Origin of the sequence: Planococcus lenghuensis, assembly GCF_001999905.1 — a bacterium.
GTDB lineage: Bacteria > Bacillota > Bacilli > Bacillales_A > Planococcaceae > Indiicoccus > Indiicoccus lenghuensis.
The window spans coordinates 1569216-1593469 of sequence record NZ_CP019640.1; the positions used below are offsets into that span (position 1 = coordinate 1569216).

The 24254-nt window shown below is 51.9% G+C and carries 20 protein-coding genes and 1 other annotated feature; of the genes, 16 read left to right on the forward strand and 4 right to left on the reverse strand.

Annotated elements, in window-relative coordinates; translation table 11 throughout:
- The first annotated feature begins 21 nt into the window (after nt 1-21).
- The 6 genes from B0X71_RS07990 (at nt 22) to B0X71_RS08015 (ending at nt 7953) form a co-directional block, all read left to right on the forward strand.
- Complete coding sequence (locus B0X71_RS07990) at nt 22-1368, forward strand: dihydrolipoamide acetyltransferase family protein (RefSeq protein ID WP_077588923.1); 1347 nt, start codon at nt 22-24, stop codon at nt 1366-1368.
- A 109-nt stretch (nt 1369-1477) separates the two neighbouring features.
- A complete protein-coding gene (locus B0X71_RS07995; RefSeq protein ID WP_077588924.1) occupies nt 1478-3193 on the forward strand; it encodes a methylmalonyl-CoA mutase family protein in 1716 nt (571 codons plus the stop codon).
- Nucleotides 3180-5327 (forward strand): methylmalonyl-CoA mutase, encoded by a 2148-nt coding sequence (scpA, locus tag B0X71_RS08000; RefSeq protein WP_077588925.1) that lies wholly within the window; start codon nt 3180-3182, stop codon nt 5325-5327. The genes B0X71_RS07995 and scpA overlap by 14 nt, the downstream gene beginning before the upstream one ends.
- Nucleotides 5327-6394 (forward strand): methylmalonyl Co-A mutase-associated GTPase MeaB, encoded by a 1068-nt coding sequence (meaB, locus tag B0X71_RS08005; protein WP_077588926.1) that lies wholly within the window; start codon nt 5327-5329, stop codon nt 6392-6394. The genes scpA and meaB overlap by 1 nt, the downstream gene beginning before the upstream one ends.
- A gap of 64 nt (nt 6395-6458) precedes the next feature.
- Entirely contained in the window at nt 6459-6899 is a 441-nt protein-coding gene (locus B0X71_RS08010) for a BrxA/BrxB family bacilliredoxin (protein WP_077588927.1), read from the forward strand.
- A 52-nt stretch (nt 6900-6951) separates the two neighbouring features.
- Nucleotides 6952-7953, forward strand: a complete 1002-nt coding sequence (locus B0X71_RS08015; RefSeq protein ID WP_198038705.1) for an aromatic acid exporter family protein — start codon at nt 6952-6954, stop codon at nt 7951-7953.
- A gap of 428 nt (nt 7954-8381) precedes the next feature.
- Here the strand turns inward: B0X71_RS08015 and B0X71_RS08020 are convergent, their stop codons facing one another.
- Both B0X71_RS08020 and prli42 read right to left on the reverse strand, forming a co-directional pair.
- Complete coding sequence (locus B0X71_RS08020) at nt 8382-10289, reverse strand: MASE3 domain-containing protein (RefSeq protein ID WP_077588928.1); 1908 nt, start codon at nt 10287-10289, stop codon at nt 8382-8384.
- A 79-nt stretch (nt 10290-10368) separates the two neighbouring features.
- On the reverse strand, nt 10369-10464 hold the full coding sequence (gene prli42 / locus B0X71_RS20865; protein ID WP_156889813.1) for a stressosome-associated protein Prli42: 96 nt from the start codon (nt 10462-10464) through the stop codon (nt 10369-10371).
- 135 nt (nt 10465-10599) lie between these two features.
- Between prli42 and mce the strand changes: the two genes are divergently transcribed.
- From mce to rnz, 5 genes are all read left to right on the forward strand, one after another.
- Nucleotides 10600-11016 (forward strand): methylmalonyl-CoA epimerase, encoded by a 417-nt coding sequence (gene mce, locus B0X71_RS08025; RefSeq protein WP_077588929.1) that lies wholly within the window; start codon nt 10600-10602, stop codon nt 11014-11016.
- Nucleotides 11016-12557: an acyl-CoA carboxylase subunit beta gene (locus B0X71_RS08030; RefSeq protein ID WP_077588930.1), complete on the forward strand. Its 1542-nt coding sequence runs from the start codon at nt 11016-11018 to the stop codon at nt 12555-12557. The genes mce and B0X71_RS08030 overlap by 1 nt, the downstream gene beginning before the upstream one ends.
- Nucleotides 12558-12591: 34 nt before the next feature.
- Nucleotides 12592-13707 (forward strand): M20/M25/M40 family metallo-hydrolase, encoded by a 1116-nt coding sequence (locus tag B0X71_RS08035; RefSeq protein WP_077588931.1) that lies wholly within the window; start codon nt 12592-12594, stop codon nt 13705-13707.
- Between the two features lie 587 nt (nt 13708-14294).
- Nucleotides 14295-15530 carry a DNA polymerase IV gene (locus B0X71_RS08045; RefSeq protein ID WP_077588933.1) on the forward strand — a complete coding sequence of 412 codons (1236 nt, stop codon included), beginning with the start codon at nt 14295-14297 and terminating at the stop codon, nt 15528-15530.
- Between the two features lie 6 nt (nt 15531-15536).
- Nucleotides 15537-16478, forward strand: a complete 942-nt coding sequence (gene rnz / locus B0X71_RS08050; protein WP_077588934.1) for a ribonuclease Z — start codon at nt 15537-15539, stop codon at nt 16476-16478.
- 39 nt (nt 16479-16517) lie between these two features.
- Here the strand turns inward: rnz and namA are convergent, their stop codons facing one another.
- Both namA and proC read right to left on the reverse strand, forming a co-directional pair.
- Entirely contained in the window at nt 16518-17534 is a 1017-nt protein-coding gene (gene namA, locus B0X71_RS08055) for an NADPH dehydrogenase NamA (RefSeq protein WP_077588935.1), read from the reverse strand.
- Nucleotides 17535-17769: 235 nt separating this feature from the next.
- Nucleotides 17770-18573 carry a pyrroline-5-carboxylate reductase gene (gene proC / locus B0X71_RS08065; RefSeq protein ID WP_077590943.1) on the reverse strand — a complete coding sequence of 268 codons (804 nt, stop codon included), beginning with the start codon at nt 18571-18573 and terminating at the stop codon, nt 17770-17772.
- Nucleotides 18574-18621: 48 nt separating this feature from the next.
- Nucleotides 18622-18829: a binding site (T-box leader), on the reverse strand.
- A gap of 98 nt (nt 18830-18927) precedes the next feature.
- On the opposite strand from proC, the gene B0X71_RS08070 reads away from it, so the two are divergent.
- From B0X71_RS08070 to argH, 5 genes are all read left to right on the forward strand, one after another.
- Entirely contained in the window at nt 18928-19875 is a 948-nt protein-coding gene (locus B0X71_RS08070) for an MBL fold metallo-hydrolase (RefSeq protein ID WP_077588937.1), read from the forward strand.
- On the forward strand, nt 19862-20602 hold the full coding sequence (locus B0X71_RS08075; RefSeq protein WP_198038706.1) for an SDR family NAD(P)-dependent oxidoreductase: 741 nt from the start codon (nt 19862-19864) through the stop codon (nt 20600-20602). The genes B0X71_RS08070 and B0X71_RS08075 overlap by 14 nt, the downstream gene beginning before the upstream one ends.
- Nucleotides 20603-20617: 15 nt before the next feature.
- Nucleotides 20618-21331 (forward strand): hypothetical protein, encoded by a 714-nt coding sequence (locus B0X71_RS08080; RefSeq protein ID WP_198038707.1) that lies wholly within the window; start codon nt 20618-20620, stop codon nt 21329-21331.
- A 183-nt stretch (nt 21332-21514) separates the two neighbouring features.
- On the forward strand, nt 21515-22726 hold the full coding sequence (locus tag B0X71_RS08085; RefSeq protein ID WP_269750103.1) for an argininosuccinate synthase: 1212 nt from the start codon (nt 21515-21517) through the stop codon (nt 22724-22726).
- A complete protein-coding gene (argH, locus tag B0X71_RS08090; RefSeq protein ID WP_077588940.1) occupies nt 22723-24105 on the forward strand; it encodes an argininosuccinate lyase in 1383 nt (460 codons plus the stop codon). The genes B0X71_RS08085 and argH overlap by 4 nt, the downstream gene beginning before the upstream one ends.
- Nucleotides 24106-24254: the final 149 nt, after the last annotated feature.

Here is a 24254-nt window from a genome sequence, read left to right on the forward strand (position 1 = left end):
AAAGAACAGGAGGCGATTCCTTTGGCGATAGAAAAAATTACGATGCCCCAGCTCGGGGAGAGTGTGACAGAAGGAACCATTGAAAAATGGCTGGTTGCACCGGGCGATCACGTCAATAAGTACGATCCGCTGGCGGAAGTCAATACGGACAAAGTAACGGCTGAAGTTCCGTCATCGTTTACCGGTGTGATCAAGGAACTGAAAGCGGAAGAAGGCGATACGCTTGCTGTCGGTGATCTTGTCTGTACCATCGAGACAGAAGGCGGTGACGGGGCAGAAGAAGTGACCGACGCAAAACCGGCAGCCGGTGAAGAAGCGAACGAGCAGCCTGTCGCTGGCGGTCAGCAGGAAGTGGAATTGAGCGGCACGAAAGGCTCATCCAAACCCGCGGCACCCACTGGAGCAAAAGGCCGTTATTCTCCTGCCGTACTGCGACTTTCGCAAGAAAATGACATTGACCTGTCACAGGTTGAAGGGTCAGGACGCGATGGCCGGATCACCCGTAAAGATCTGATGAAACTGATTGAAAGCGGCAATATTCCAAAGCCGGGCGAACCGTCTGCAAAGGCATCAGCGTCCCAGCCGGCGCCGCAAGCGCAGGAATCCGCTGCCCCGGCCGCCCCGTCTCAGCAGCCAGCCGCCTCACCGGCGATCGAGTCCGCACCAGGTGATATTGAAGTTCCGGTGACCGGCGTCCGCAAGGCGATTGCAGCGAACATGGTGAAAAGCAAGCACGAAGCACCGCATGCCTGGACGATGACGGAAGTGGATGTGACGAATCTCGTTCAGTACCGGGATTCCCTGAAAACGGAGTTCAAGCAGCGGGAAGGGTTTAACCTTACGTATTTCGCATTTTTCGTCAAAGCGGTATCCCAGGCACTGAAGGAATTCCCGATGATGAATTCCATGTGGGCCGGCGATAAAATCATTCAGAAAAAAGATATCAATATCTCAATCGCTGTGGCGACTGAAGAAGCGCTGTACGTGCCAGTCATCAAAAATGCTGATGAGAAATCGATTAAAGGCATTGCCCGGGAAATCAACGACCTGGCAGCGAAAGTCCGGGCAGGCAAACTGAAAGCCGACGACATGAAAGGCGGCACATTCACCGTCAACAATACAGGCTCATTCGGTTCTGTTCAGTCGATGGGCATCATCAATCATCCGCAGGCGGCCATTCTGCAGGTGGAATCGATTGTGAAGCGGCCGGTCATCCTGAATGGCGGTATGATCGCTCCTCGCGATATGGTGAATCTGTGCCTGTCGCTTGATCACCGGGTGCTCGATGGTCTGGTGTGCGGCCGTTTTCTGGCACGGGTCAAAGAAATTCTTGAAAACATTTCGAAAGAGAACACATCTGTGTACTAAGTCTCTAATGACCGGTACCGGCAGTTGCCGGTACCGGTTTTTCTTTCAAGTGACAGAAGCTTGCAGTAAAATAAAAGGGAATGAACTGAAGCGCAGGAGGAGGATGGACGTGTCAATTGAAAGGATGAAACAGCAGCAATTCACTGATGTCACTTATGGTGAATGGAAGCAGCATGCAGAAGCTGTCCTGAAAGGGAAACCGTTTGACAGCCTGCAGACCCGGACGGCAGAAGATGTTGAACTGCAACCGCTTTATACTAAGGAAACAGCTGAAGCGCTAGGGGATGCGCTCGAACGCCAAGTGCGGGCGATGCGGCTCTCGAAAACGGCTCGGGATTTTCTGATTGCCCAGGAAGCGAACGGACAGCCGGCGGTAAATGCGGAAAAGCTCCTGAAGAAAATCCGCGACAGCCTGGACAGAGGCAATGAAATGATCGTTTATACGCACGCGGAAGGGCTTGATTGGACCGCGGATAATCTTGACGAGTTCCGGGAGCTGCTTGCCCGTTACCCGTTTTATTTGAAAACAAGAGGAGACGGCAAGTTCGTCCGTCAGCTGCTGGATGAAATGACAACTGAGCAGGCTGAAAATGTATCCGGTGTCATTTTATCGGATAAACCGATTGAAGCGCCCCGCGGTGTGCGGAACAAATGTGCGGATACGGTTCCGGTTCATCTGGCCGGAGGATCGGCAGTGCAGGAAATTGCCGTTGCGCTGAGTTTGCTGGCTGAAAAAGCAGACGCAGACAACTTTGAAGAAAGTGCTGCCAGTCTCTGGGTGCGTTTTGCTGTAAATACTGATTTCTTCTCTGAGATTGCAAAACTTCGGGCATTCCGCACTGTATGGGCGGCATTTTGTTCAGCCTACGGTTCGGCAGTTCCATCCATACCGGTGTTTACGGAAACTTCCCTCCGCTCGTATTCAAAAGCGGATCCTTACGTCAATCTGCTCAGAGCCGGCAATTCCGCGTTCTCTGCAGTGCTGGGCGGGAGTGATGCACACACCGTCCTGCCGCACGACATTTTAACAGGTTCCACACCGGCCAGCTTGCGGGTCGCCCGCAATGTGCAGCTGATCATCCGGGAAGAGACGCATACCCGGCATGTACAGGACGCTGCAGCCGGTTCGTTCTTCATTGAACAACTGACTCATGACTATGCCGAAGCCGCGTGGGCGCATTTTCTGAAGATCGAAGAAGCCGGCGGGTACTCGGAAGTGATCCGGAGCGGCTGGCTGGCAGATGAACTCCAGGCGAAATGGCAGGAACGGGAACACCGGGCAGCCATCAGAAAAGAAGTGCTGGTCGGCACTAATAAGTACGCAGACCCGGAAGAGCGGATGCAGGAAGTGGATTTGGAATCGAAAGCGGAAATCATGACTGCCAAACGGCTTGCACAACCATTCGAACAAGTCCGGGAACGGCTCAGCCGGACCTCGCTTAAAACGGCGATCCTGCACCTTGGCCCATTGAAGGAAGTTAAAGTGAAATCGGATTTCGTGAAAGGTGTGCTGGCAGTCGGCGGCCTGATTCCGGAAGACAGTCCGGAAAACACAGATGGCCCGGCAGCTTCTGCGTTTATCCGGAAGCACGGAATTCAATATGCAGTTCTCGTCGGCAGCGAAGAAGAAATTGAACGCGCGGTCCTGCACTTGGCGTCAGCCGGGGCTGTTCTTGATGTGGCGGGCCGGTACGGGGCGGGTCAACTGGCGCAATGGAGAGGCCAGGGGATCAGTGGTTCTGTATTTACAGGGCAGAACATACTGGAAAAACTGGAACAGCTGGCAGCAATCGGACAGGGAGGCGAGCAGAATGACGAAACCTGATTTTTCTAAAGTGGATATTAATGCGATAACGGTTCCGGAACCTGAACAGCAGGAGACAGAACCGTTCCAGACCAATGAAGGCATCCCGGTGAAATCCTTTTACTCAAAAGAAGATGGGGAAGGAATGACTGCCGGCATGCCCGGCAGCCCGCCGAATGTCCGAGGGCCGTATCCGACGATGTATGTAACCCGTCCATGGACGGTTCGTCAGTACGCCGGTTTTTCAACAGCCGAGGAATCGAATGCGTTTTACCGGCGAAACCTCGCAATGGGGCAGAAAGGACTGTCCGTGGCATTCGATTTGGCGACGCACCGCGGATATGATTCCGACCACCCCCGAGTGAAAGGAGATGTCGGGAAAGCGGGCGTTGCCATCGATTCCGTCGAGGATATGAAAATCTTATTCGACGGCATCCCGCTTGACCAAATGTCAGTGTCGATGACGATGAACGGTGCGGTCATTCCGATCCTCGCTTTTTATATCGTGGCGGCGGAAGAGCAGGGCGTGCCGCCGGAAAAACTGACCGGCACGATTCAAAATGACATTTTAAAAGAATATATGGTGCGCAATACCTATATTTATCCGCCGGACATGTCAATGCGGATCATCGCAGATATTTTCGATTTTACTTCCCGTAATATGCCGAAATTCAATTCCATCTCCATCTCGGGCTATCATATGCAGGAAGCGGGGGCGACAGCCGACATCGAATTGGCGTATACGCTGGCGGATGGACTCGAATACGTCCGGACCGGACTTCAGGCCGGCATCGGCATTGATTCGTTTGCCCCGCGGCTGTCATTTTTCTGGGCGATCGGCATGAATTATTTCATGGAAATCGCCAAAATGCGGGCAGCCCGGGCTATATGGGCGAAAATGATGGCCTCGTTCGATCCGCAGAATCCGAAGTCCCTGGCGCTCCGTACCCATTCGCAAACATCCGGCTGGAGTTTGACGGAACAGGATCCATTCAATAACGTGACCCGGACACTGATCGAAGCGAATGCGGCGGCCATGGGGCATACGCAATCGCTCCACACCAATGCGCTGGACGAAGCGATTGCTTTGCCGACGGATTTTTCGGCCCGGATCGCCCGGAATACGCAATTATTCCTCCAGGAAGAGACCAAAATGACGAACGTGATCGATCCATGGGGCGGCTCGTACTACGTTGAAGCCCTGACAGCCCAGCTGACAGAAAAAGCATGGGAACTCATCGAGGAAGTGGAGAATCTCGGCGGCATGGCCAAAGCGATTGAAACCGGTCTTCCGAAGATGCGCATTGAGGAAGCCGCAGCCAGACGGCAGGCCCAGATTGATTCGGGCAAAGAAACGATTATCGGCGTCAATCGCTACCGGCTTGATGAGGAAGACCCGATTGATATTCTGAACATCGATAACCCGGCCGTCCGCAAAAAGCAGATTGAGCGAATCGAGCAGGTCCGCAGCAGCCGCAATGAATCCGATGTCCAGGCAGCATTGCGTCAGCTGACGGAAACGTCGAGGGGAACAGAAGACAATTTGCTTGCGGCTGCCGTAGAAGCGGCCCGGCACCGGGCGACGCTCGGTGAAATATCCGATGCCATCGAAGCGGCATCCGGCCGGCATAAAGCAGTAATCCGTTCGATAAGCGGTGTGTACAGCGCCAATTTCTCCAATCAGGAAGAGATCGGGACAGTAAAAGAAATGGCGGAAGAATTCCTGGAGAACGAAGGGCGGCGGCCACGTATCCTGATTGCCAAAATGGGACAGGATGGCCATGACCGCGGCGCGAAAGTGATTTCGACCGCGTTTGCGGACCTCGGGTTTGATGTGGATATCGGACCGCTGTTCCAGACGCCCGCGGAAACGGCCCAGCAGGCAGCAGAGAATGACGTGCATGTCATTGGCGTCAGTTCCCTCGCTGCAGGTCATAAAACACTCGTCCCGGAACTTCGGGATGAACTGAATGCTATCGGCCGCAGCGATATCCTGATTGTGGTCGGCGGCGTCATCCCGGCTCAGGATTATCACTTCCTGCGCGAAAACGGGGCGAGTGCTATTTTCGGCCCGGGCACGGTTATACCGGTGGCTGCTCAAAAAGTGATTGAAGAGATCTATTCGCGGCTCGGTTACGAGGAAGTGCAGGGCTGATGCAGGAGCAAAACGGTTCACGACGCGTCATGGATGGTGTACGGGAAGCACATGATGGCATGAATTCCCGGCCGCGGCGGCGTTTTCGGAAACGCGCGGAATCTCCTTTATCACCGGATGCGCTTGCCCGGGAAATTGAAGCGGGCTCCAGGCAGCATTTAAGCAAAGCGATTACACTCATTGAAAGCGCGGATCCCGATCATCAGCGGAACGGCCAGGAGCTCCTGAACCGGCTGCTGCCAAAAACCGGCAACAGCATCCGGATCGGTATCACCGGTGTACCTGGGGCTGGCAAGAGCACTTTCATCGAGACATTCGGCACCATGCTGACGGAGCGGGGCCACCGGGTAGCTGTTCTCGCTATTGATCCGAGCTCTACCGTGACGGGCGGCAGCATACTGGGGGATAAAACCCGGATGGAGCAGCTCGCCCGCAATCCGCGCGCATTTATCCGTCCGTCTCCGACTGCCGGCACACTCGGCGGTGTTCACAAAAAAACCCGGGAAACGATGCTCTTGTGTGAAGCGGCAGGTTATGATGTCATATTAGTGGAAACGGTCGGCGTCGGGCAGAGCGAAACGATTGTGCGCGGCATGGTCGATTTGTATCTGCTGCTTGTTCTGACAGGTGCAGGGGATGAACTGCAGGGAATGAAAAAAGGGATCATGGAACTGGCGGATGCCATTGTCGTGCATAAAGCGGATGGACCGAATGAAAAACTGGCAAAGAAAACCGTCTCTGAATACAAACAGATGCTGAAATTTCTGCAGCCGGCGACGCCTGGATGGGTGACGTCGGCAATCAGCGCATCTTCTGTAACGGGAAATGGAATCGAGGATATCTGGAATCTTGTCCAGCGATTCAAAGAGACCGGCACAGCATCGGGAAGTTTCGAAGAGCGGCGTAGAAGCCAAACGAAAGACTGGTTCCATGCGATGATCCAAGATGAACTGTTTCGGCGATTTTATGCCGAAGACCGGCGGAAATCGCAAGTGAAGTCGCTCGAAGCGGCCATTTTGAATGATGAACTGACGGTGTCCCAGGCCATCCGTGATCTTTTCGATTAGTTTTTTTGCGCTAATCCCGTCCACCTGATATGATAAAAACAGGAAAACGTAAGGAGTGACGACGATGAACATGGATTTCGATCTGTTGATGAATGATATAGTCAGACAAGCCCGTCAGGAATTGGTGACTGGTGGATACGAAGAACTGCGGACGCCGGAAGAAGTCGAGCAGGCATTTGCTGAAAAAGGAACAAGCCTTGTCATGATAAACTCGGTATGCGGCTGTGCCGGCGGGATTGCACGTCCGGCAGCGCTTCATTCGCTTCATTATGATAAGCGTCCGGATCATCTGTATACAGTGTTTGCGGGACAGGATAAAGAAGCGACAGCACAGGCACGCGCTTTGTTCGGCGAAGACCATTTGCCGTCATCCCCGTCTTTTGCACTTCTGAAAGATGGCCAGGTCGTCGCGGAAGTCGGACGGCATGAAATCGAAGGCCACGACCCGATGTCGGTTATTACACATCTGCAGGCATTGATGGAAGAGCATTGCGAAGAAGTATGATGGAAAAATGCCCCTTATAGGGGCATTTTTCATTTTCAGGAAGGAGTCATGTATGAAGCTGAAACCTTTTTCGATCGGCTACCGGACCTTAAAAACGGCAGTCGGGGCGCCGGTCGCCATCTATATTGCATTGCTGCTGGATCTTGAATATTATGTCTCCGCCGGCATCCTGGCGATCTTGTGCATCCAGCCGACGAAACGGCGATCAGTGCGTGCCGTTTTCTCCCGCTTTGCAGCTTCACTCATTGCGATTCTGTATGCGTTCTTGTTTTTCGAAGCCTTCGCCTACGAGCCATTCGTGCTCGGTCTCATACTGGTGTTGTTCATTCCTGTCCTTGTCTCGCTTGGACTGACGGATGGCTTCATATCCAGCACGGTCATTTTGCTGCATATTCTCAATTTCGGCAGTCTGACGTGGAGTTTTTTCGGCAATGAACTGCTTTTAATGATCATCGGTTTCGGCACAGCGCTTCTCGTTAATCTTTATATGCCAAGCATTGATAGAAAACTAGAGCAGTACCGGATTCGGCTGGAAGATTATTATTCCACCATTTTCCGGGAAGTGGCGACTTATCTCCATAAAGGGGAATCGATGTGGGATGGCCGGGAGCTTACGGAAGTGGAACAACTGCTGTCGAAAGCAAAAGCGTTGGCTTACCAGGATGTTGAAAATCATTTGGCGCGGAAAGAAAACCGTTACTATATGTATTTTGATATGCGTGAACGGCAATTTGAAATCATTGAACGGGTACTGCCGGCAATCACGACGCTGCCGGTCATCGTCGGCCAGTCGCATCTCATTGCGGAATTCATGGAAGACATTTCAGAACATGTGCATTCCGGCAATACGGCCGGCGATTACCTTGAAAAACTGAACCGGGTCAAGAAGGAATTTGCTGAAATGCCGCTCCCGAAAAATCACGAAACTTTTATCGCAATGGCGGGACTGTACCGATTCATCGGTGAAATGGAAGAATATTTAGAGATCAAACAATCATATAAAGGGTTTGAACCGAAAAAATCCATGCCTCTTGCCAATGCGGCAACCTCCTGAGTGTCGGGTGTTTTACTTTGCATAATTAAAGATTCTTCTTTATTTAATCAGAAAATTTAGATAAATTAAAAGTGGAATAATAAGAGATGCATACCTTTTGGCCACAATTGAATTCCCCTGAAAACGAACTGCAGCACAGTGGTGTTTCTTATGTTTGCTTGCCGGTGACCGAGCACTTGCAAACTGATGAACAGGGGTGGGTGAAGTGAAAAAACTGGTTCTGTTGATTCTGTCAGCGGGACTGCTGCTTACCGGGTGCGGAGATGGCGGAGACGGAGGATACAGTATGGAAATGAGGGAAGAATTGAGAGCGGTTATGCAGTAAATAGAAAACGCTGATCCAAATGGGTCGGCGTTTTCCTTTATGCAAAGGCCGAAATTGCTGAAAAACCGCCGGTCCGATGATCGGACTGGCGGTCTGCAGTTTCTTACACCTGAGATTCTTTCCCGGCAGCCCGGCGGTTTTCCATCTTTTTAAGCACAGCAATTGTCTGATCATCCGTAGCAGGTGCAATTTTATTGGCCTGTACATAATCCAGCAAATTTTCAGCAACGATCCGGGCGGGCAGGCTCCGGTCCACTTGGAGCATTCCTGCTTTCAGTACATCAGGTGAATCGATTTCTTCACGTCCCCGGTCTTCTGAAATGCCATCTGTATACAGCACGACAAAATCACCATCAAAGAGGCGGGTGAATCTTGTTTCATACGTTGGTGTTTCTATGAATCCGAGACCTGCTCCTTTTGTCTGCAGCTCTTCAATTTCCCCGGTAGCCGCCCGGTATACAAGCGCCGGTTCATGGCCGCCTGAACTATAGGCAAGCTCGCCGGTAAGTTCATTGAAGAAACAGATGAACATCGTGATGAAATTGGTATCAGCTGTATAGCGGCTGACGAAATGATTAAGCGAGCCGAGCACTTCATGCGGCTCTTCGATCATCGGGTTGCTCTGTTCCATGGCGTATGTAATCATGGACATCTGAATGGCAGCCGGTATCCCTTTGCCGCTGACATCCGCCACGGAAAACAGCGTGTAATTGCGGGTGACATTGATATCATAGAAATCACCGTTCAGCTGCCGGTACGGGATGCTGATGACGCCGATATGGTCATGCTGATTGTGCGTATTGGACTGCAGGAGGGAATTCTGGACGGCGGCAGCAGTTTTCAGTTCAAATTCCAGCTGCTGCTGTTCTTTTTCCATTTCCTCCTGCCGGATAGCATCCGTCAAATCCCGCATGGTGTATACATAACCGGTGACGCGCCCTTTTTCCATAAGCGGGAACCGTTCCACTTCTGCGGGGAACTGCTCCCCGTTTGTGCGTTTCATCGTCGTGAAATCATGGACGTTTTCGCCGGCTGCGTTAAATGTATACACAGACTTGCCGAGCCCCTGCTGATCGGATGTCTGAAGGGCAAGCTTTGCCGGGATATTGAGAAAACGGATCACCCCATGGGCGTCAGTCTCGATCATGCCGATATCCACCGTATTCAAAATGCTGCGGTTGCGGTCATGCAGCAATTTGATTTTCAGGAAAGGTTCTTCGATATTCCGCAAGTACACGACCCGCATGATGGCTACATAACCGATCGCTTTAAAAATATGGCCGGACAAGCTGAAGAAATCCGTGGTCGTACTGTAACTCATAAAAAAGATGGAAGCGAAAATAATTGCAACGGAAGCGATGAAAAATTCGCCCGGAACATTCCGCTTTTCATGGCGCACCTGCCGGAACAGGACGAAAATCGCTGTCAGGTGCAAAACGGCAACTATGGTTTCCAACAGCACTTTCAATTGATTTGGTCCATTTTCGCCAAGAAGCTGCGGAAGGAAAAAAGATTCTGAAAAAATCACATATGAAACAAAAACAGTGTAAGCGGCCGCCAATAAAAACAAGTTATGGCTCGGTTTTTGTTGTTTCCGGCTGAGCAGGGAAGCACTTGCCAGGAAAACAACCGCTTCCGTCAGGCGGGCCACTGTCCAGAACCACGTGGAATTATGGTTATTGACTTCACCGAAAAATTCGGGCATTCCCATAAACGTAAACGCGTGGAATAAATCAAAAACAGCGACTGCTAAAAAGAATGCCGGCAAAAGCGGCGGGATTTCCTGCTCCATATGCCGGGTCGAGACCCAGCCATATAAGGCGATACTGAAAGAGGTGAAAATGGCGGTTATTTCAAACAGCAAGTGAATGGAGATGAAACTGTCTTTCACCAATGAAAAAAAAGATTCAAATAAAGGCGGAAAGAAAAAAGTCAGCACAAAGAGCACAACAAGCAGCGCTATGATGGCACCCGTGCGGAAAGATGAGCGTCTGTAGACTTGTGATAGCATCTGATCCTCCAGAACTGAAAATGAAAAGCAGGGGAGCAGTAAAGCGACCCTGCTTTTATCATATATACGTACTCATTACTTACAGGATGAAACTGATCCCGAACAGCAAGCTCGAGAGAACCATGATACCGATCATCATATAAATGATGAATGTACGGAAATTTTTGTTTCGCATGCGGTCATTCTACTCCTTTACGTTCGATTCCTGACAAAATCATACCACATAACGGGAGGAAGTTAAAAGCGGAGTGGCGAATTGCACATTGAATCAGTACAATGAAAAGAGAGAACAGCAGGAGGTGGAAGGGAAATGGAACGTGTTGATCATATCGGCATTGCTGTAAAAAACCTGGACGAAGCAGTTTCCTATTATACGGATACGTTCGGCTGTCCGCTGCTGAAGATTGAAGAAGTGGAATCCGAGCAAGTGCGGGTAGCCTTCATCGATGCAGGCAATGTTAAACTTGAACTGCTGGAACCCATGAGTGAAACAAGTGCGATTTACAAATTCATTGAGAAAAAAGGGGAAGGTGTGCATCATATCGCCTTCGGGGTCAATGATATTGACAGCCGGATGGAAGAATTGCGCGGCAACGGGGTTCAGCTATTGAATGAGGTGCCGAAAAAAGGGGCAGGCGGTGCGCTTGTTGCATTTCTTCACCCGAAATCCTCAAAAGGCGTCCTTTACGAATTATGTGAAAAAAGCGGCGAAAAGGAGAAACGGTAATGGACATTTACGAAAAGATCAATGAATTGTATGACCGTAAAACGAAAATCGAACTCGGCGGCGGCAGCGACCGGATTGACAAACAGCATGAAAAAGGCAAACTGACAGCCCGGGAACGGATCGATTTACTGGTGGATGAAGGATCATTTGTCGAACTCAGTCCATTCGTCGAGCACCGGACGACAGACTTCGGAATGGGCGAAGGACCGGGTGAAGGTGTCGTGACCGGTTACGGGAAGGTGGATGGCCGGCCCATCTATTTGTTCTCACAGGACTTTACCGTATTCGGCGGTGCGCTTGGTGAAATGCATGCGCAAAAAATTGCCAATGTCATGGATCTGGCTGCGAAAAATGGCGCTCCGTTCATCGGCTTGAATGACTCGGGCGGCGCCCGTATCCAGGAAGGCGTCCTGTCACTTGATGGCTATGGCCACATTTTTTACCGCAATGCGATTTATTCCGGTGTCATGCCGCAAATTTCGGTTATTATGGGGCCGTGTGCGGGCGGAGCGGTGTATTCACCGGCCATCACGGATTTCGTGTTCATGGTCGATAAAACGAGCCAGATGTTCATCACCGGTCCGAAAGTGATTGAAACGGTCACAGGCGAGAAGATTTCATCCGAAGATCTGGGTGGTTCCAAAGTACATAACGCCATCAGTGGCAATGCGCATTTCCGGGCGGAAACAGAAGAAGAAGCTTTGGAGCAGGTGCGGCAGCTAATCAGCTACTTGCCACAGAACAATGAAGAAAAACCGCCGCGGCTCGACGGCGGACAGACCGATGATTACCGGCCGGATCTAGCGGATCTCGTGCCATATGAAGCGACGCGACCGTATGATGTGCGCAACGTGATCCGGGAAGTGGCCGATGCCGATTCCTTCATGGAAGTGCAGAAGGAATTTGCCCGCAATATTGTTGTCGGTTTCGCCCGCATCAAAGGTGAAACGGTCGGATTGGTGTGCAACCAGCCAAAAGTGATGGCCGGCGGTCTGGATATTGATTCATCGGATAAGGCGGCCCGCTTCATCCGCTTCTGTGATTCATTCAATGTGCCGATTATCACATTTGAAGATGTCACCGGTTTTTTCCCGGGCATCAAGCAGGAACATGGCGGCATTATCCGCCACGGCGCAAAAATCCTGTACGCGTATTCGGAAGCGACGGTTCCGAAGATGACGGTGATCACGCGCAAAGCCTATGGTGGTGCGTATGTCGCACTGAACTCGAAATCAATCGGGGCGGATCTCGTGTTCGCTTGGCCGAATGCGGAAATCGCCGTCATGGGGCCGAACGGGGCGGCGAATATCATTTTTGCCCGGGATATCCAAAAAAGCGATAACCCGGAAGAAACCCGGGCCCAGAAAATCGAAGAGTATCGGGAGAAGTTCGCCAATCCCTATGTCGCAGCATCCCGAGGCATGGTGGATGATGTCATCGATCCGCGCGACACCCGGATCAAACTGATCCAGGGGCTGGAGATGATGCGCAATAAAAAAGAGAGCCGGCCATTCAAAAAACACGGCAATATTCCATTATAAGGAAATTTTTAACCAGACTTAATGAGGTGACAGGATGAATAAAGAACGGTTGCTCCAGGAATTTCTGGAGCTGGTCCAAATCGATTCGGAAACAAAACAGGAGGCGGAAATTTCAGCCGTCCTGCAGAAGAAACTGGCAGATCTCGGATTTGATGTAACGGAAGACGACGCGGCGTCCCGAAACGGGCACGCATCCGGCAACTTGATCGCAACGCTTGCGGCGACGAAAGATGAAGCGGATTCAATCTATTTCACCGTCCACATGGACACAGTCGTACCAGGAAAAGGCGTGAAGCCCTCGGTGAAAGACGGTTATGTGGTGACGGACGGCACAACGATTCTGGGTGCGGATGACAAAGCGGGGATTGCCGCGTTATTTGAAATGGCCCGTGTGCTTAAAGAGCAGAAGATCGATCATGGGAAAATTCAGTTCGTCATCACAGCGGGGGAGGAAAGCGGCCTCGCCGGTGCAAGAGAACTGGACCGGTCGCTCGTGGAAGCTGAGTATGGCTACGCCGTGGACAGTGACGGCAAAGTCGGCGGCATTGTGACGGCTGCGCCGTATCAGGCGAAGCTTCACACAACAATTTACGGCAAAACCGCTCATGCCGGTGTGGCACCGGAAAAAGGTGTATCGGCCATCACGCTGGCAGCCAAAGGGATTTCAGCGATGAAACTCGGACGCATCGATGAGGAAACGACCGCAAATATCGGCCGGTTTGAAGGCGGTCAGGCAACGAATATCGTTTGTGAGGAAGCATACGTACTGTCCGAGGCCCGTTCGATCAATCCGGACAAACTGAATAAGCAAACGGACCATATAGTGCAGGCGTTCAGCGAAGCGGCCGAAAAATTCGGCGGCCGGGCTGAAACGGATGTGCAGCTCATGTACCCGGGTTTCCGCTTTGAAGAAGGCGCCCGGGTTGTGGAAGTGGCGAAACAGGCGGCGGCGGCGATCGGCCGTCCGTCACCGATCCTGACGAGCGGCGGCGGGAGTGACGCCAACATCATTGCCGGGTTCGGCATCCCGACTGTCAATTTATGCGTCGGCTATGAAGAAATCCATACAAAAAATGAACGCATGCCGGTGAAAGAACTTGAAAAACTGGCGGATCTGCTTGTGGAAGTTGTAAAAGCGGCAGCTGAATAAGAGATATTCTGAATGAGGCTGTCCAAAAAGCCCTTAGACTTATCTTGCCCAGATGTTCTTCCATAACGGAACGGCTTCTGCTGCGTAAACACTCGCTTGCTCCTGCGCAAGCTCGTCGCAAATAGCAGCGGCAACGGCTTTGCCGCTGCTGTTCGCTGGCTTCCGCTGTTCCGTGCCAGGCCAGTGAAAGAGACAACCATAATAAAAAATGTATAAAGGCGGGAAGAGGGTTCCAATCCTCTTCCCGCCCTTTTTAATCTACTATTTGCTGATCCCATTCACTGAAACGGTGAGATACGCGTTTTTCTGATCTGCCCCTGTCTCTTAAGCCGGGATGGACAGGAAACCGGCGACTCCGGCGGAAGAACGGGTGGCCGAGACCCTCGCCGTGAAGCATGAGCGGCGGTGGCTCGGACGTCCGTCCGCGGAAAGCGTCCGGTTTCCCCATCCCGGGCCGAGAGGTGCCGTCAACGAATCTTTTGACCTTTTCGGACAGCCCCTTTTTGTGTTGGGTGGAATAGCGCTGAAGTATATAGAAAAACAAAAATTTGGTACACTGAAGAAAACACTGCATTGGAGCGATTAGCATGGCGGGACGGGTGATTTTCCATATCGATATGAACAGTTTTTATGCTTCGGTCGAGCAATCCCATGATCCCTCCCTAAAGGGAAAAGCGCTCGCGATAGCCGGAAATCCGAAAGAACGCCGGGGAATCATCGTAACGTGTTCCTATGAGGCGCGGGCCCATGGCATCTATACGACGATGCCGGTGTTTGAAGCAAAGCGCAAATATCCCGAACTGTTGATTTTGCCGCCGAATTTTGACCGGTATCGGGCTGCCTCCAAAGCGATCTTCGATTTGCTGCGTTCTTACACCCCGTTTGTTGAACCGGTATCGATTGATGAAGGATATCTCGATATCACGGAATTGGCGCAAACCCGCCATGCGATTGGAATCGCGGAAGAAATCCAGCAGCGCATCAAGTCTGAGCTCGACCTCCCCTGCTCCATCGGCATCGCTCCTAATAAATTTTTGGCAAAGACAGCGTCGGATATGAAAAAACCAATGGGCATCACAGTCCTCAGAAAGCGGGATATCGAAGAAAAGCTGTGGCCGCTTGAGGTCATTGAAATGCACGGCGTCGGTGAAAGCACTGCCCGGAAATTGAATGAGCTGCGCATTAAAACCATCGGCGATCTGGCCGGGGCCAATGAAGGACAGATTAAAGAGAAGCTCGGCAAGTACGGCACCCGGCTCCGGAAACGGGCGAACGGCATCGACGGACGGGACGTTGATCCGGAATCCGTCTATGATACGAAAAGTATCGGCGCGTCGACAACACTGCCGATGGATGAAACGGAGGATGCCCGGCTTCATGAAACACTCCGGTCACTCAGCCGGACCGTGGCCCGCCGGCTCGATGCCAAAGAACTGGCCGGTCCGACCGTTACAGTTCATATGCGCACGGCCGACTGGCAAAACCGGACGCGCAGCGTCACACTCAGAAATCTTGTTTATGCGGAAGAGGCCATCGCAAAAGAAGCGATTTCGCTGTTCGACCGCCATTGGGATGGAGAACCGCTTCGTTTGCTCGGCGTTACTATATCTAATGTGACAGAGAAGCAGAGCGCGACGGAACAGCTGTCGCTTTTTGATTATGAAAAGCATGCAAAAGACGAGCCGATCCTAGATGTCATGACCAGCCTTGAAGCGAAATTCGGCAAAAAGATGCTCCGAAAAGGAACGGCACATAAACGGCCGGCAACAGGATCGGAGACAAGTTTCAGTAAGGATTTTCTGGATGATCATGAGAGGAAGTAAAAAACTATGCAATTACTGTTTTTAGGCACCGGCGGCGGCATGCCGTCGAAAGAACGCAATACGAGCGCACTTGCGATGAAACTGCTCGAGGAGCGAGGAGCGGTCTGGCTCTTTGACTGCGGGGAAGCGACCCAGCATCAGATTCTCCGGACGACCCTGAAGCCCAGGAAAATAGAAAAGATCTTCATCACCCATATGCATGGGGATCATATCTTTGGACTGCCCGGGCTGCTCGGCTCCCGGTCATTTCTTGGCGGCAGTGAACCGCTGACACTATACGGACCCAAAGGGCTTGAGGAGTGGGTGCTTGCGACGCTCCGGCTCAGCCGGACGCATCTGTCTTATCCGCTGGAGTTCGTGGAAGCGGAGGACGGAGTGGTCTTTGAAGACGATATGTTTTCGGTGGAAGCGCATCTGTTGGAACATGTGATTCCATGCTATGGCTACCGGATCCGTCAGAAGCCGCTGCCGCCTGTGCTGCTTGCAGAGAAAGCCCGCGAACTGGGTGTGCCGAAAGGGCCGCTTCTCGGCCGGCTGAAGAACGGGGAGGATGTAACACTTGAAAATGGAGTGATCATCAGAAGCGCAGAAGTGACAGCTCCGGGCAAGGACGGATTTACTGTTGCGATCCTCGGCGATACCCGGTATACCGAAGCGGCTGTGAAGCTCGCCCGGAATGCAGATGTTCTCGTCCATGAAGGGACATTCGATCAGACAACAGCGGACCTGGCCCGGGACTACGGTCATTCGACGGTGAAAGAAGCAGCCGAAACCGCCCGGCAGGCAGGCGCTAAAGCCCTGATCATTAACCACCTGAGTGCCCGGTTTTTGCCCAGCGATCATAGGGAGCTCCTTGGGGAAGCGGGATCTGTATTCAACCCGGTGTATATCGCGGAAGATTTCCGGGAATTTTACTGGAATAAAGACCGGCTGCTTCCGGATGAATAAAAAAGCTGGTTCCTTTTGGGGGAACCAGCTTTTTTTACGTCACGACCAGCCGCGCACATATGGCACAGGTACGTCGATGTCCGCCTTCAATTCTTTTGCTGCCCGGTTCGGCCAGTACGGATCCCGCAGCAGTTCCCGGGCAAGGAAGATGAGATCCGCCCGGTCGTTTTTCAGGATTTCCTCGGCCTGGACCGGTTCTGTGATCAGGCCGACAGCCCCGGTGGCAATCGGTGTGCCGTGCTTGATGGTCTCGGAGAATGGCACCTGGTAACCCGGGTACGCATCGATTTTCGCAGGTACTACAGCGCCGGAGGATACATCGATCAGGTCAACACCCTGTTCTTTCATCCATTTGGTCATCTGTACATAATCCTCCGGAGTCATGCCGCCTTCTGTCCAGTCCGATGCGGAAATCCGGACGAACAGCACCCCGTCCCACACTGAACGGACTGCATCCGTGACTTCCCGGAGGAAGCGGTAACGGTTTTCAGCACTTCCGCCGTAATCATCCTTCCGCTTGTTCGTGAGTGGGGACAGGAATTGATTGATCAGGTAGCCGTGGGCCGCATGCAGTTCAATCACATCAAAACCGGCTTTCTCTGAACGCACAGCTGCTTTTTTAAATGCCTCGATTGTTGCTTTAATGTCATCGGCCGTCATTGCAGCCGGTGTTTTATAATTATCGCTGAATGCTTCAGCACTCGGTGCATGGATTGTGCCATCGACTGTTGCCTTGCGGCCGGCGTGGGCAAGCTGGATTCCGGCTTTGGCGCCGTGTGCCTGAACAAGGCGCACAACATCAGCCAGGCCTTCGATATGTTCATCGGCCCAGATGCCGAGATCCTGTGAAGAAATCCGGCCTTCCGGCTGAACAGCGGTCGCTTCCAGGATGACGAGTCCCGCTTGGCCGACGGCGCGTGTCGCGTAATGGATGCGATGCCAGTCGGTGACGATCCCATCTTCTTCAAATACTTCATACATGCACATCGGTGCCATCACGATGCGGTTTTTGAATGTGACGTTCCGGATTGTATACGGTTCAAATAATTTTACCATTCTGTTTTCCTCCTCTGACTGTGCAGACGCTTCTGTGATTTTATGGAATGAAACCTGCAGGACGCAGCAAATATTCCGATTCTATTATAGACAGTTCTTTCACGGCGACGCAGTAAAAATGCCTGATTGATTCTGATACCATGTAGCTGACAGGTGCGGTTTTTTGCAGCCCCGGACAAAAAAGCAAACGATAAAAAAACAGAAGGCAGCTGTTTAGCTGCCTTCTGAGCGTTCATTAATTATATTCCTGGCCAAGTTCTTTCGAGCGGGCCACGGCACTGCGGACACCTTCATGGACGGTCTCTTTAAAACCGTTTTCAATCAGGGCGTTCAATCCCGCAGCTGTTGTGCCGTTCGGACTCGTGATTCTCTTGCGGAGCACGCTGAAGTCGTCATGCTGCATCATATCGGCAGCACCGAGGAATGTCTGCCGGACGAGCCGCATCGCATCGGCATGTTCAAGGCCGCTTTCCATTCCCGCTTCCACCATCGCTTCTGCCATCAGATACAGGTAAGCAGGCCCGCTGCCGGCGATTCCGGTTACGCCGTGCAGTTTGTCTTCAGGAACAACGGTCACACTCCCGATGGAATTGAGCAGGTCCCGGATCTCGTACTGCTGTTCTTTTGTAACCGCTTTGCTCCAGACGACCCCTGTCGCCGACTTCCCGACGTGTGCCGATGTATTCGGCATCGTGCGGGCCACGGCAATATTGCCGGCTGCTTCCTGAATGGAATCGATCGATACACCGGCAACGACCGATAGAATAACCGCATCCGGCCGGATGAATTCCCGGACCGCAGACAGCGCGACTTTTACATCTTTCGGTTTGACGGCTAAAAGGATGAACGGCGCTTCTTCGAGCATGCTCATTTCGTCATTCACTTGCCTCACGCCATATTCGTGTGTAAGATAATCCAGCCGATCTTCATCTGACTTGTTCATGACCGCAATATCGCCCGGCCGTAAAATCCGCTTCCGGATCCAGCCGTTGATCATGGCTTCGGCCATCGATCCTGCACCTACGCATACAATTTTCATCTTTTTCACTCCTTCAAAATAAAAAGCGGTTCCATCCTTGAATAACCCTTCAAGGACGAAAACGCTTTGTTTCCGCGGTACCACCTGAATTTGTCCGCAGCGGGACACGCTCAAAAGCCCTTAACGCGGACAGTCGGCCATGTTTCCATGGCGGCTCAAAAGCAGGTTCGGGACATGATAGGAGACGGCTTTCTCAGCTGCGGGCCGTTCTCTGTGCACCTTCATCGTCCGTACTGGTCTTTTTCAGTGCCTTATATAGTCAAAAGGATTATACGGGGAATAGCTGTGTTTGTCAAACGGCGGCCGGCACTGTACACTGAGTGAATAAGCATTCATTTTGAGAGGATGAGCAGTATGCCTATACATAAAATCGTGATCCCGACGCCGTTCGCAGTTGGAGATGTCAATTCCTATCTGATGGAAGGGGATATGCTGACCCTTGTGGATGCCGGGCCGAAAACCCCGGATGCATGGAAGGCTTTGAAAAAGGGAATAGAACAGGCAGGATTCCGTACAGAAGACGTGGAGCAGGTGGTTCTGACGCATCATCATCCGGACCATGCAGGCTGGGTGGATGGATTCCCTGATGCCCGGCTATACGGTCACATTTATAATGATGCTTGGCTGAAGCGCGATGAAGCGTTTCTTCAGTATCATGATGCATTTTACAGCGACCGGCTGCACGAGGAAGGCGTGCCGGGTGAAGCAATGCATTGGGTGGAGAAGATGAAACGGCCGGTTCAGCTGATCGGCAGCAAACCCCTCGACGGATATCTAAAAGAAGAGGATCAGCTGCCGGGCCATCCCGAATGGCTTGTCATGGAGACACCCGGCCATGCGCAAAGCCATTTGGCATTCTGGAACCCCGTGTCCGGGGAATTGATCGGCGGGGATAATGTGCTGGCGACAGTATCTTCCAATCCGCTTATCGAACCGCCGCTTGACCCGGAAGACGGCCGGCCGAAATCGCTGATTCAATATAACAGCGTGCTGAAGCGCCTGCTTGAAATGCCGGTCAATATTGTCTACAGCGGACATGGAATCGATGTCCGGAATATTCACGAATTGATCGCTGCCCGCCTGGTGAATCAGCACGAGCGGGCTATGAAAGTGTATGGCATGCTGGCAGATGAAAAAGCGACGACATATGAACTTGCGAAGCGCTTGTTCCCCCGAAAATATGAAAAAGAATTGGGACTGACTTTGTCTGAAACAATCGGCCAGCTTGATTATCTGCTCGAAGACGGGCTTATTACCGAACAGACGGATGACCGGGGAGTACTGTGGTATGCCCGGGCGTAAAACCGTGCTCGTGACAGGCGCCACCGGTGGAATCGGGAAAGCGCTGGCATTGCAGCTTCTGGCAGCTGGCCACCGGGTCATTGCAGCTGGCCGCAGTGAAACGGAATTGGGGCAATTGGCGGCAGCCGGAGCAGAGACCATCCAGGCGGATTTCCGGCACAGCCGGGACACAGACCGGCTCCTTGCCAGCCTGCCGGTACTTGATGCGGTTGTGTTCGGAGCGGGCATCGGTTTTTTTCAGTATGCCGAAACCCAGGCCGAAGAAGAGATGCGGGACACGTTTGAAGTGAATGTGCTGTCAGTTATGACGATGACCGGTCATCTGCTGAAAACGAATCCCGGAATTCATTTGATTTATATCGCGTCGCTGGCCGGCAAGGTGGCAACACCGAAAGCATCGGTGTATGCTGCGAGCAAACATGCGCTGCTCGGCTATGCAAGCGCAGTGCGGATGGAGACGGAAGGACGCGCAGTGGTGACGGTAGTCAACACCGGGCCGGTGGATACGGGATTTCTCGATTTGGCGGATACTACCGGCCGTTACCGGCAGAGCGCAGGCCGTTTTCTCTTGAAACCTGAAACAGTTGCCCGTAAAATCGTCAGTGTATTGGAACAACCGGTAAGGGAAGTCAATCTTCCGCGGCTCTCAGGTGCAGGCGCGAAGCTTCATCAATTGCTGCCACGGCTTTCAGAACGGTTCGGAAGGCGGTTTTTTGATAAAAAATGAAAAGGAGGATGACCGATGAAAAAATGGACATTGATCGCAATCACTGCGTTATTCCTGTCGGCCTGTGCAGATGAAACTGCACCTGAAGAGGAAACAGTCGAAGAAGAAGTGGTAACAGAAGAAGAAGTAGTCGAAGAGGCTGCACCTGAAGAGGAACCAGTCGAAGAAGCGGTGGAAGAAGAAGAGACGGTCGAAGAAGAGACTACTGTGGAGCCGGATGAAGAACTGCAGGCTTTTGAAGAAGAAGGCTTTGTAACACAAGTGACCGCAGAAGGATTCCTCGTGAATAACGTTTTCTTTTCCGTCGGGGAAGAAACCGAAGTGTTTGCAGACGACGGATCTGAAGTGACTGAATCGGCATTGAACCAGATTGCGGCCGGACAGAAAGTGCTTGTAGAATATGAAGGCACGCCGAGCGGTCAGTTCCCGCTTGAAGCGGAAGCTGGAACCATCACGATTCTCGAAGATGAAGAGTCTGCCAGACAGGCTGCCGCCCTTGAAGCGTTCATTCAAGGCGAAGAACTGGCACGACTTGCCATTCTCGGTCAGCCGATCGTCCGGGAAGATGAGATCGGCTTCCTGTTCACCAATTTTGAGAATGGCAAAATAGCCGAAGTCCGGATCAATCTTGAAACGCACGAGTATACGATTGACGGAGAAGCGATTTCTGCAGAAGAAGAAGCTGGAACAGAAGCGGAAACCGAGACGGAAACAGATACAGCTGAATAAGCAATGGGAAGCTGACAAGCAAAAGGATGGAATACCAATATTCCATTCTTTTTTTTGAGGTTTTTAATGAAAGGGCATTCAAAAAGTTTTTTTAAATATGCATGCTTATTCGGTTGAATCATTAATTATGCCGTGTTATACTCCTTTCATTGATTAAATATGAATAAAAATTCAAAGGAGTGTTTGTTTATGAAAAAGAAAGTAGTGCTGGCCTATTCGGGCGGCTTGGATACATCCGTTGCAATTCCGTGGCTTGTGGAAAAAGGATATGAGGTCATTGCTGTCTGTCTGGATGTTGGTGAAGGAAAAGACTTGGCGGCCATCAAGCAGAAGGCGTTAACGATCGGCGCTTCTGAGAGCCTGATGGTGGATGCGAAAGACGAATTCGCTGAACAGTTTGCGCTCACCGCACTGCAGTCGCACGCTTTATATGAAGGCAAGTATCCGCTTGTGTCTGCGCTGTCCCGTCCGCTCATCTCTAAGAAACTTGTGGAAATCGCAGAAGAATACAAAGCGGATGCGGTCGCGCATGGCTGCACAGGGAAAGGGAACGACCAGGTTCGCTTTGAAGTTTCCGTTAAAGCGCTGAATCCATCACTTGAAGTGTTGGCACCGGTGCGTGAATGGGGCTGGACGCGTGATGAAGAAATCAATTATGCAAAAGAACATGATATCCCGATTCCGATAAACCTGGATAGCCCGTTCTCGATTGATATGAATCTATGGGGCCGTTCCAATGAATGCGGGATTCTTGAAAATCCTTGGATTGCACCGCCTGCTGAAGCTTACGCGCTGACAGTGCCGCTGGAAGAAACGCCGGATGTGCCGGATGTCGTAGAGATCGGATTTGAAAAAGGCGTACCGGTTTCGCTCAATGGCATTCCATATAAGCTTGCTGATCTGATTGGCGCATTGAATGGGGTTGCCGGCAAACATGGTGTCGGGCGTATCGATCACGTCGAGAACCGCCTCATCGGCATCAAATCCCGTGAAATTTATGAGTGCCCGGGGGCAATCACACTTCTCACGGCCCATAAGGAACTGGAAGATTTGACGCTCGTTAAAGAGCTGGCGCATTTCAAGCCGGTAATCGAGAAAAAATTGACGGAATTGATTTATGAGGGACTGTGGTTCTCCGCGCTCACTCCCGCATTGACAGCGTTCCTCGATGAAACCCAGCAATACGTGAACGGAACAGTCCGCGTGAAGCTGTTTAAAGGCCATGCCATCGTGGAAGGCCGCAAATCACCGAATTCCCTGTACGACGAAAACTTGGCGACGTATTCTGCAGGTGATGCGTTCAATCACGAATCAGCGCCTGGATTCATTGAATTATGGGGACTGCCGACTGTCGTCCATTCAAGCGTTCATGCCAAGGAAAAGGTGAAAGCATGACCAAAAAACTGTGGGGCGGGCGTTTTCAGAAGTCGGCAGAGGAATGGGTGGATGAATTCGGCGCCTCCATTTCGTTTGACCAAAAGCTCGCCGCAGAAGATATTGAAGGAAGCATCGCGCACGTAACGATGCTTGAACAATGCAAGATATTATCGCAGGAAGATGCGCAAGTGATCCGGGCGGGACTCAGCCGGCTGCAAGAAAAAGCGGCAGCCGGTGATCTTGCTTATTCAGCGGCACAGGAAGATATCCACCTGAATTTGGAGAAGCACCTGATTGATGATGTCGGACCGGTCGGCGGCAAGCTGCATACCGCCCGGAGCCGGAATGATCAAGTCGCGACAGATATGCATTTGTATTTGAAACGCAACGTGCAGGAAATCACTGAATTGATCGGCGGCTTCCAGGAAGCGCTGATCAGCCAGGCTGAGCAGCATGTGGAAACACTGGCACCGGGATATACGCATCTTCAACGGGCCCAGCCCGTTTCATTCGCCCATCATCTGATGGCGTATTTCTGGATGCTTCAGCGCGACCGGGAACGTTTGACGGAATCACTGAAGCGCATCGACGTATCGCCCCTTGGGGCCGGCGCGATGGCCGGGACGACATTCCCGATCGACCGGGAGCTGTCGGCTGAACTGCTCGGCTTCTCGGACATTTATCCGAACAGCATTGACGCGGTGAGCGATCGGGATTTCATCCTGGAATTCCTGTCTGATGCTTCAATTCTCATGATGCATTTGTCGCGTCTGGCCGAAGAGATCATCTTATGGTCGAGCGAAGAATTCCGGTTCATTGAACTGGATGATGCCTTTTCAACCGGATCGAGCATTATGCCGCAGAAGAAGAATCCGGATATGGCGGAATTGATCCGCGGGAAGACCGGCCGCGTTTACGGCAATTTGATCGGGTTGCTAACAATATTAAAAGGGCTGCCGCTTGCCTATAATAAGGACATGCAGGAAGACAAGGAAGGCATGTTCGATACGGTGGAAACACTGAAGGGCTCATTGCGGATTTTCGAAGGGATGGTCAGCACGATGACCGTGCAGACTGAACGGCTGACAGCAGCCGTCCATTCGGATTTTTCGAATGCGACCGAGCTCGCGGATTATCTGGCGGCAAAAGGGATGCCGTTCCGCGAAGCGCATGATGTGACGGGCCGCTTGGTCTTTACGTGCATTCAGCGGGGAATTTACTTGAAAGACCTGCCGCTTTCCGAACTGCAGGAAGCAAGTCCGCTGTTCGGGACGGATATTTATGAAGCCCTCGCACCAGAGAATGCCGTGGCGAGACGAAATTCCGCTGGCGGTACAGGATTCGAACAAGTTCGCCGACAGCTTGAGCAAGCGAAAGCCAATTTAACGGGTGCCTGAAAAGACAGAGCCGAACATTTCTCTATTGCAGAGAAATGTCCGGCTCTTTTTGGTTTGCTTCCGGGTCGTCATTTTTAATAGTAGGAAATTACAAAAGAAAATAAAATTCAACAATAAAAAAATAATAAACAAGGACTTGCTGTCGGTCA

What these genes read in the sequence shown, in the direction of transcription:
- B0X71_RS08015 (WP_198038705.1), top strand. Translation starts at nt 6,952, where the DNA reads ATGAAGCTGAAACCTTTTTCGATCGGCTACCGGACCTTAAAAACGGCA.
- rnz (WP_077588934.1), top strand. Translation starts at nt 15,537, where the DNA reads ATGCAATTACTGTTTTTAGGCACCGGCGGCGGCATGCCGTCGAAAGAA.
- argH (WP_077588940.1), top strand. Translation starts at nt 22,723, where the DNA reads ATGACCAAAAAACTGTGGGGCGGGCGTTTTCAGAAGTCGGCAGAGGAA.
- prli42 (WP_156889813.1), bottom strand. Translation starts at nt 10,464, where the DNA reads ATGCGAAACAAAAATTTCCGTACATTCATCATTTATATGATGATCGGT.
- B0X71_RS08070 (WP_077588937.1), top strand. Translation starts at nt 18,928, where the DNA reads ATGCCTATACATAAAATCGTGATCCCGACGCCGTTCGCAGTTGGAGAT.
- B0X71_RS08020 (WP_077588928.1), bottom strand. Translation starts at nt 10,289, where the DNA reads ATGCTATCACAAGTCTACAGACGCTCATCTTTCCGCACGGGTGCCATC.
- B0X71_RS08075 (WP_198038706.1), top strand. Translation starts at nt 19,862, where the DNA reads ATGCCCGGGCGTAAAACCGTGCTCGTGACAGGCGCCACCGGTGGAATC.
- B0X71_RS08045 (WP_077588933.1), top strand. Translation starts at nt 14,295, where the DNA reads ATGGCGGGACGGGTGATTTTCCATATCGATATGAACAGTTTTTATGCT.
- meaB (WP_077588926.1), top strand. Translation starts at nt 5,327, where the DNA reads ATGCAGGAGCAAAACGGTTCACGACGCGTCATGGATGGTGTACGGGAA.
- proC (WP_077590943.1), bottom strand. Translation starts at nt 18,573, where the DNA reads ATGAAAATTGTATGCGTAGGTGCAGGATCGATGGCCGAAGCCATGATC.
- B0X71_RS08010 (WP_077588927.1), top strand. Translation starts at nt 6,459, where the DNA reads ATGAACATGGATTTCGATCTGTTGATGAATGATATAGTCAGACAAGCC.
- namA (WP_077588935.1), bottom strand. Translation starts at nt 17,534, where the DNA reads ATGGTAAAATTATTTGAACCGTATACAATCCGGAACGTCACATTCAAA.
- mce (WP_077588929.1), top strand. Translation starts at nt 10,600, where the DNA reads ATGGAACGTGTTGATCATATCGGCATTGCTGTAAAAAACCTGGACGAA.
- scpA (WP_077588925.1), top strand. Translation starts at nt 3,180, where the DNA reads ATGACGAAACCTGATTTTTCTAAAGTGGATATTAATGCGATAACGGTT.
- B0X71_RS08080 (WP_198038707.1), top strand. Translation starts at nt 20,618, where the DNA reads ATGAAAAAATGGACATTGATCGCAATCACTGCGTTATTCCTGTCGGCC.
- B0X71_RS08030 (WP_077588930.1), top strand. Translation starts at nt 11,016, where the DNA reads ATGGACATTTACGAAAAGATCAATGAATTGTATGACCGTAAAACGAAA.
- B0X71_RS08035 (WP_077588931.1), top strand. Translation starts at nt 12,592, where the DNA reads ATGAATAAAGAACGGTTGCTCCAGGAATTTCTGGAGCTGGTCCAAATC.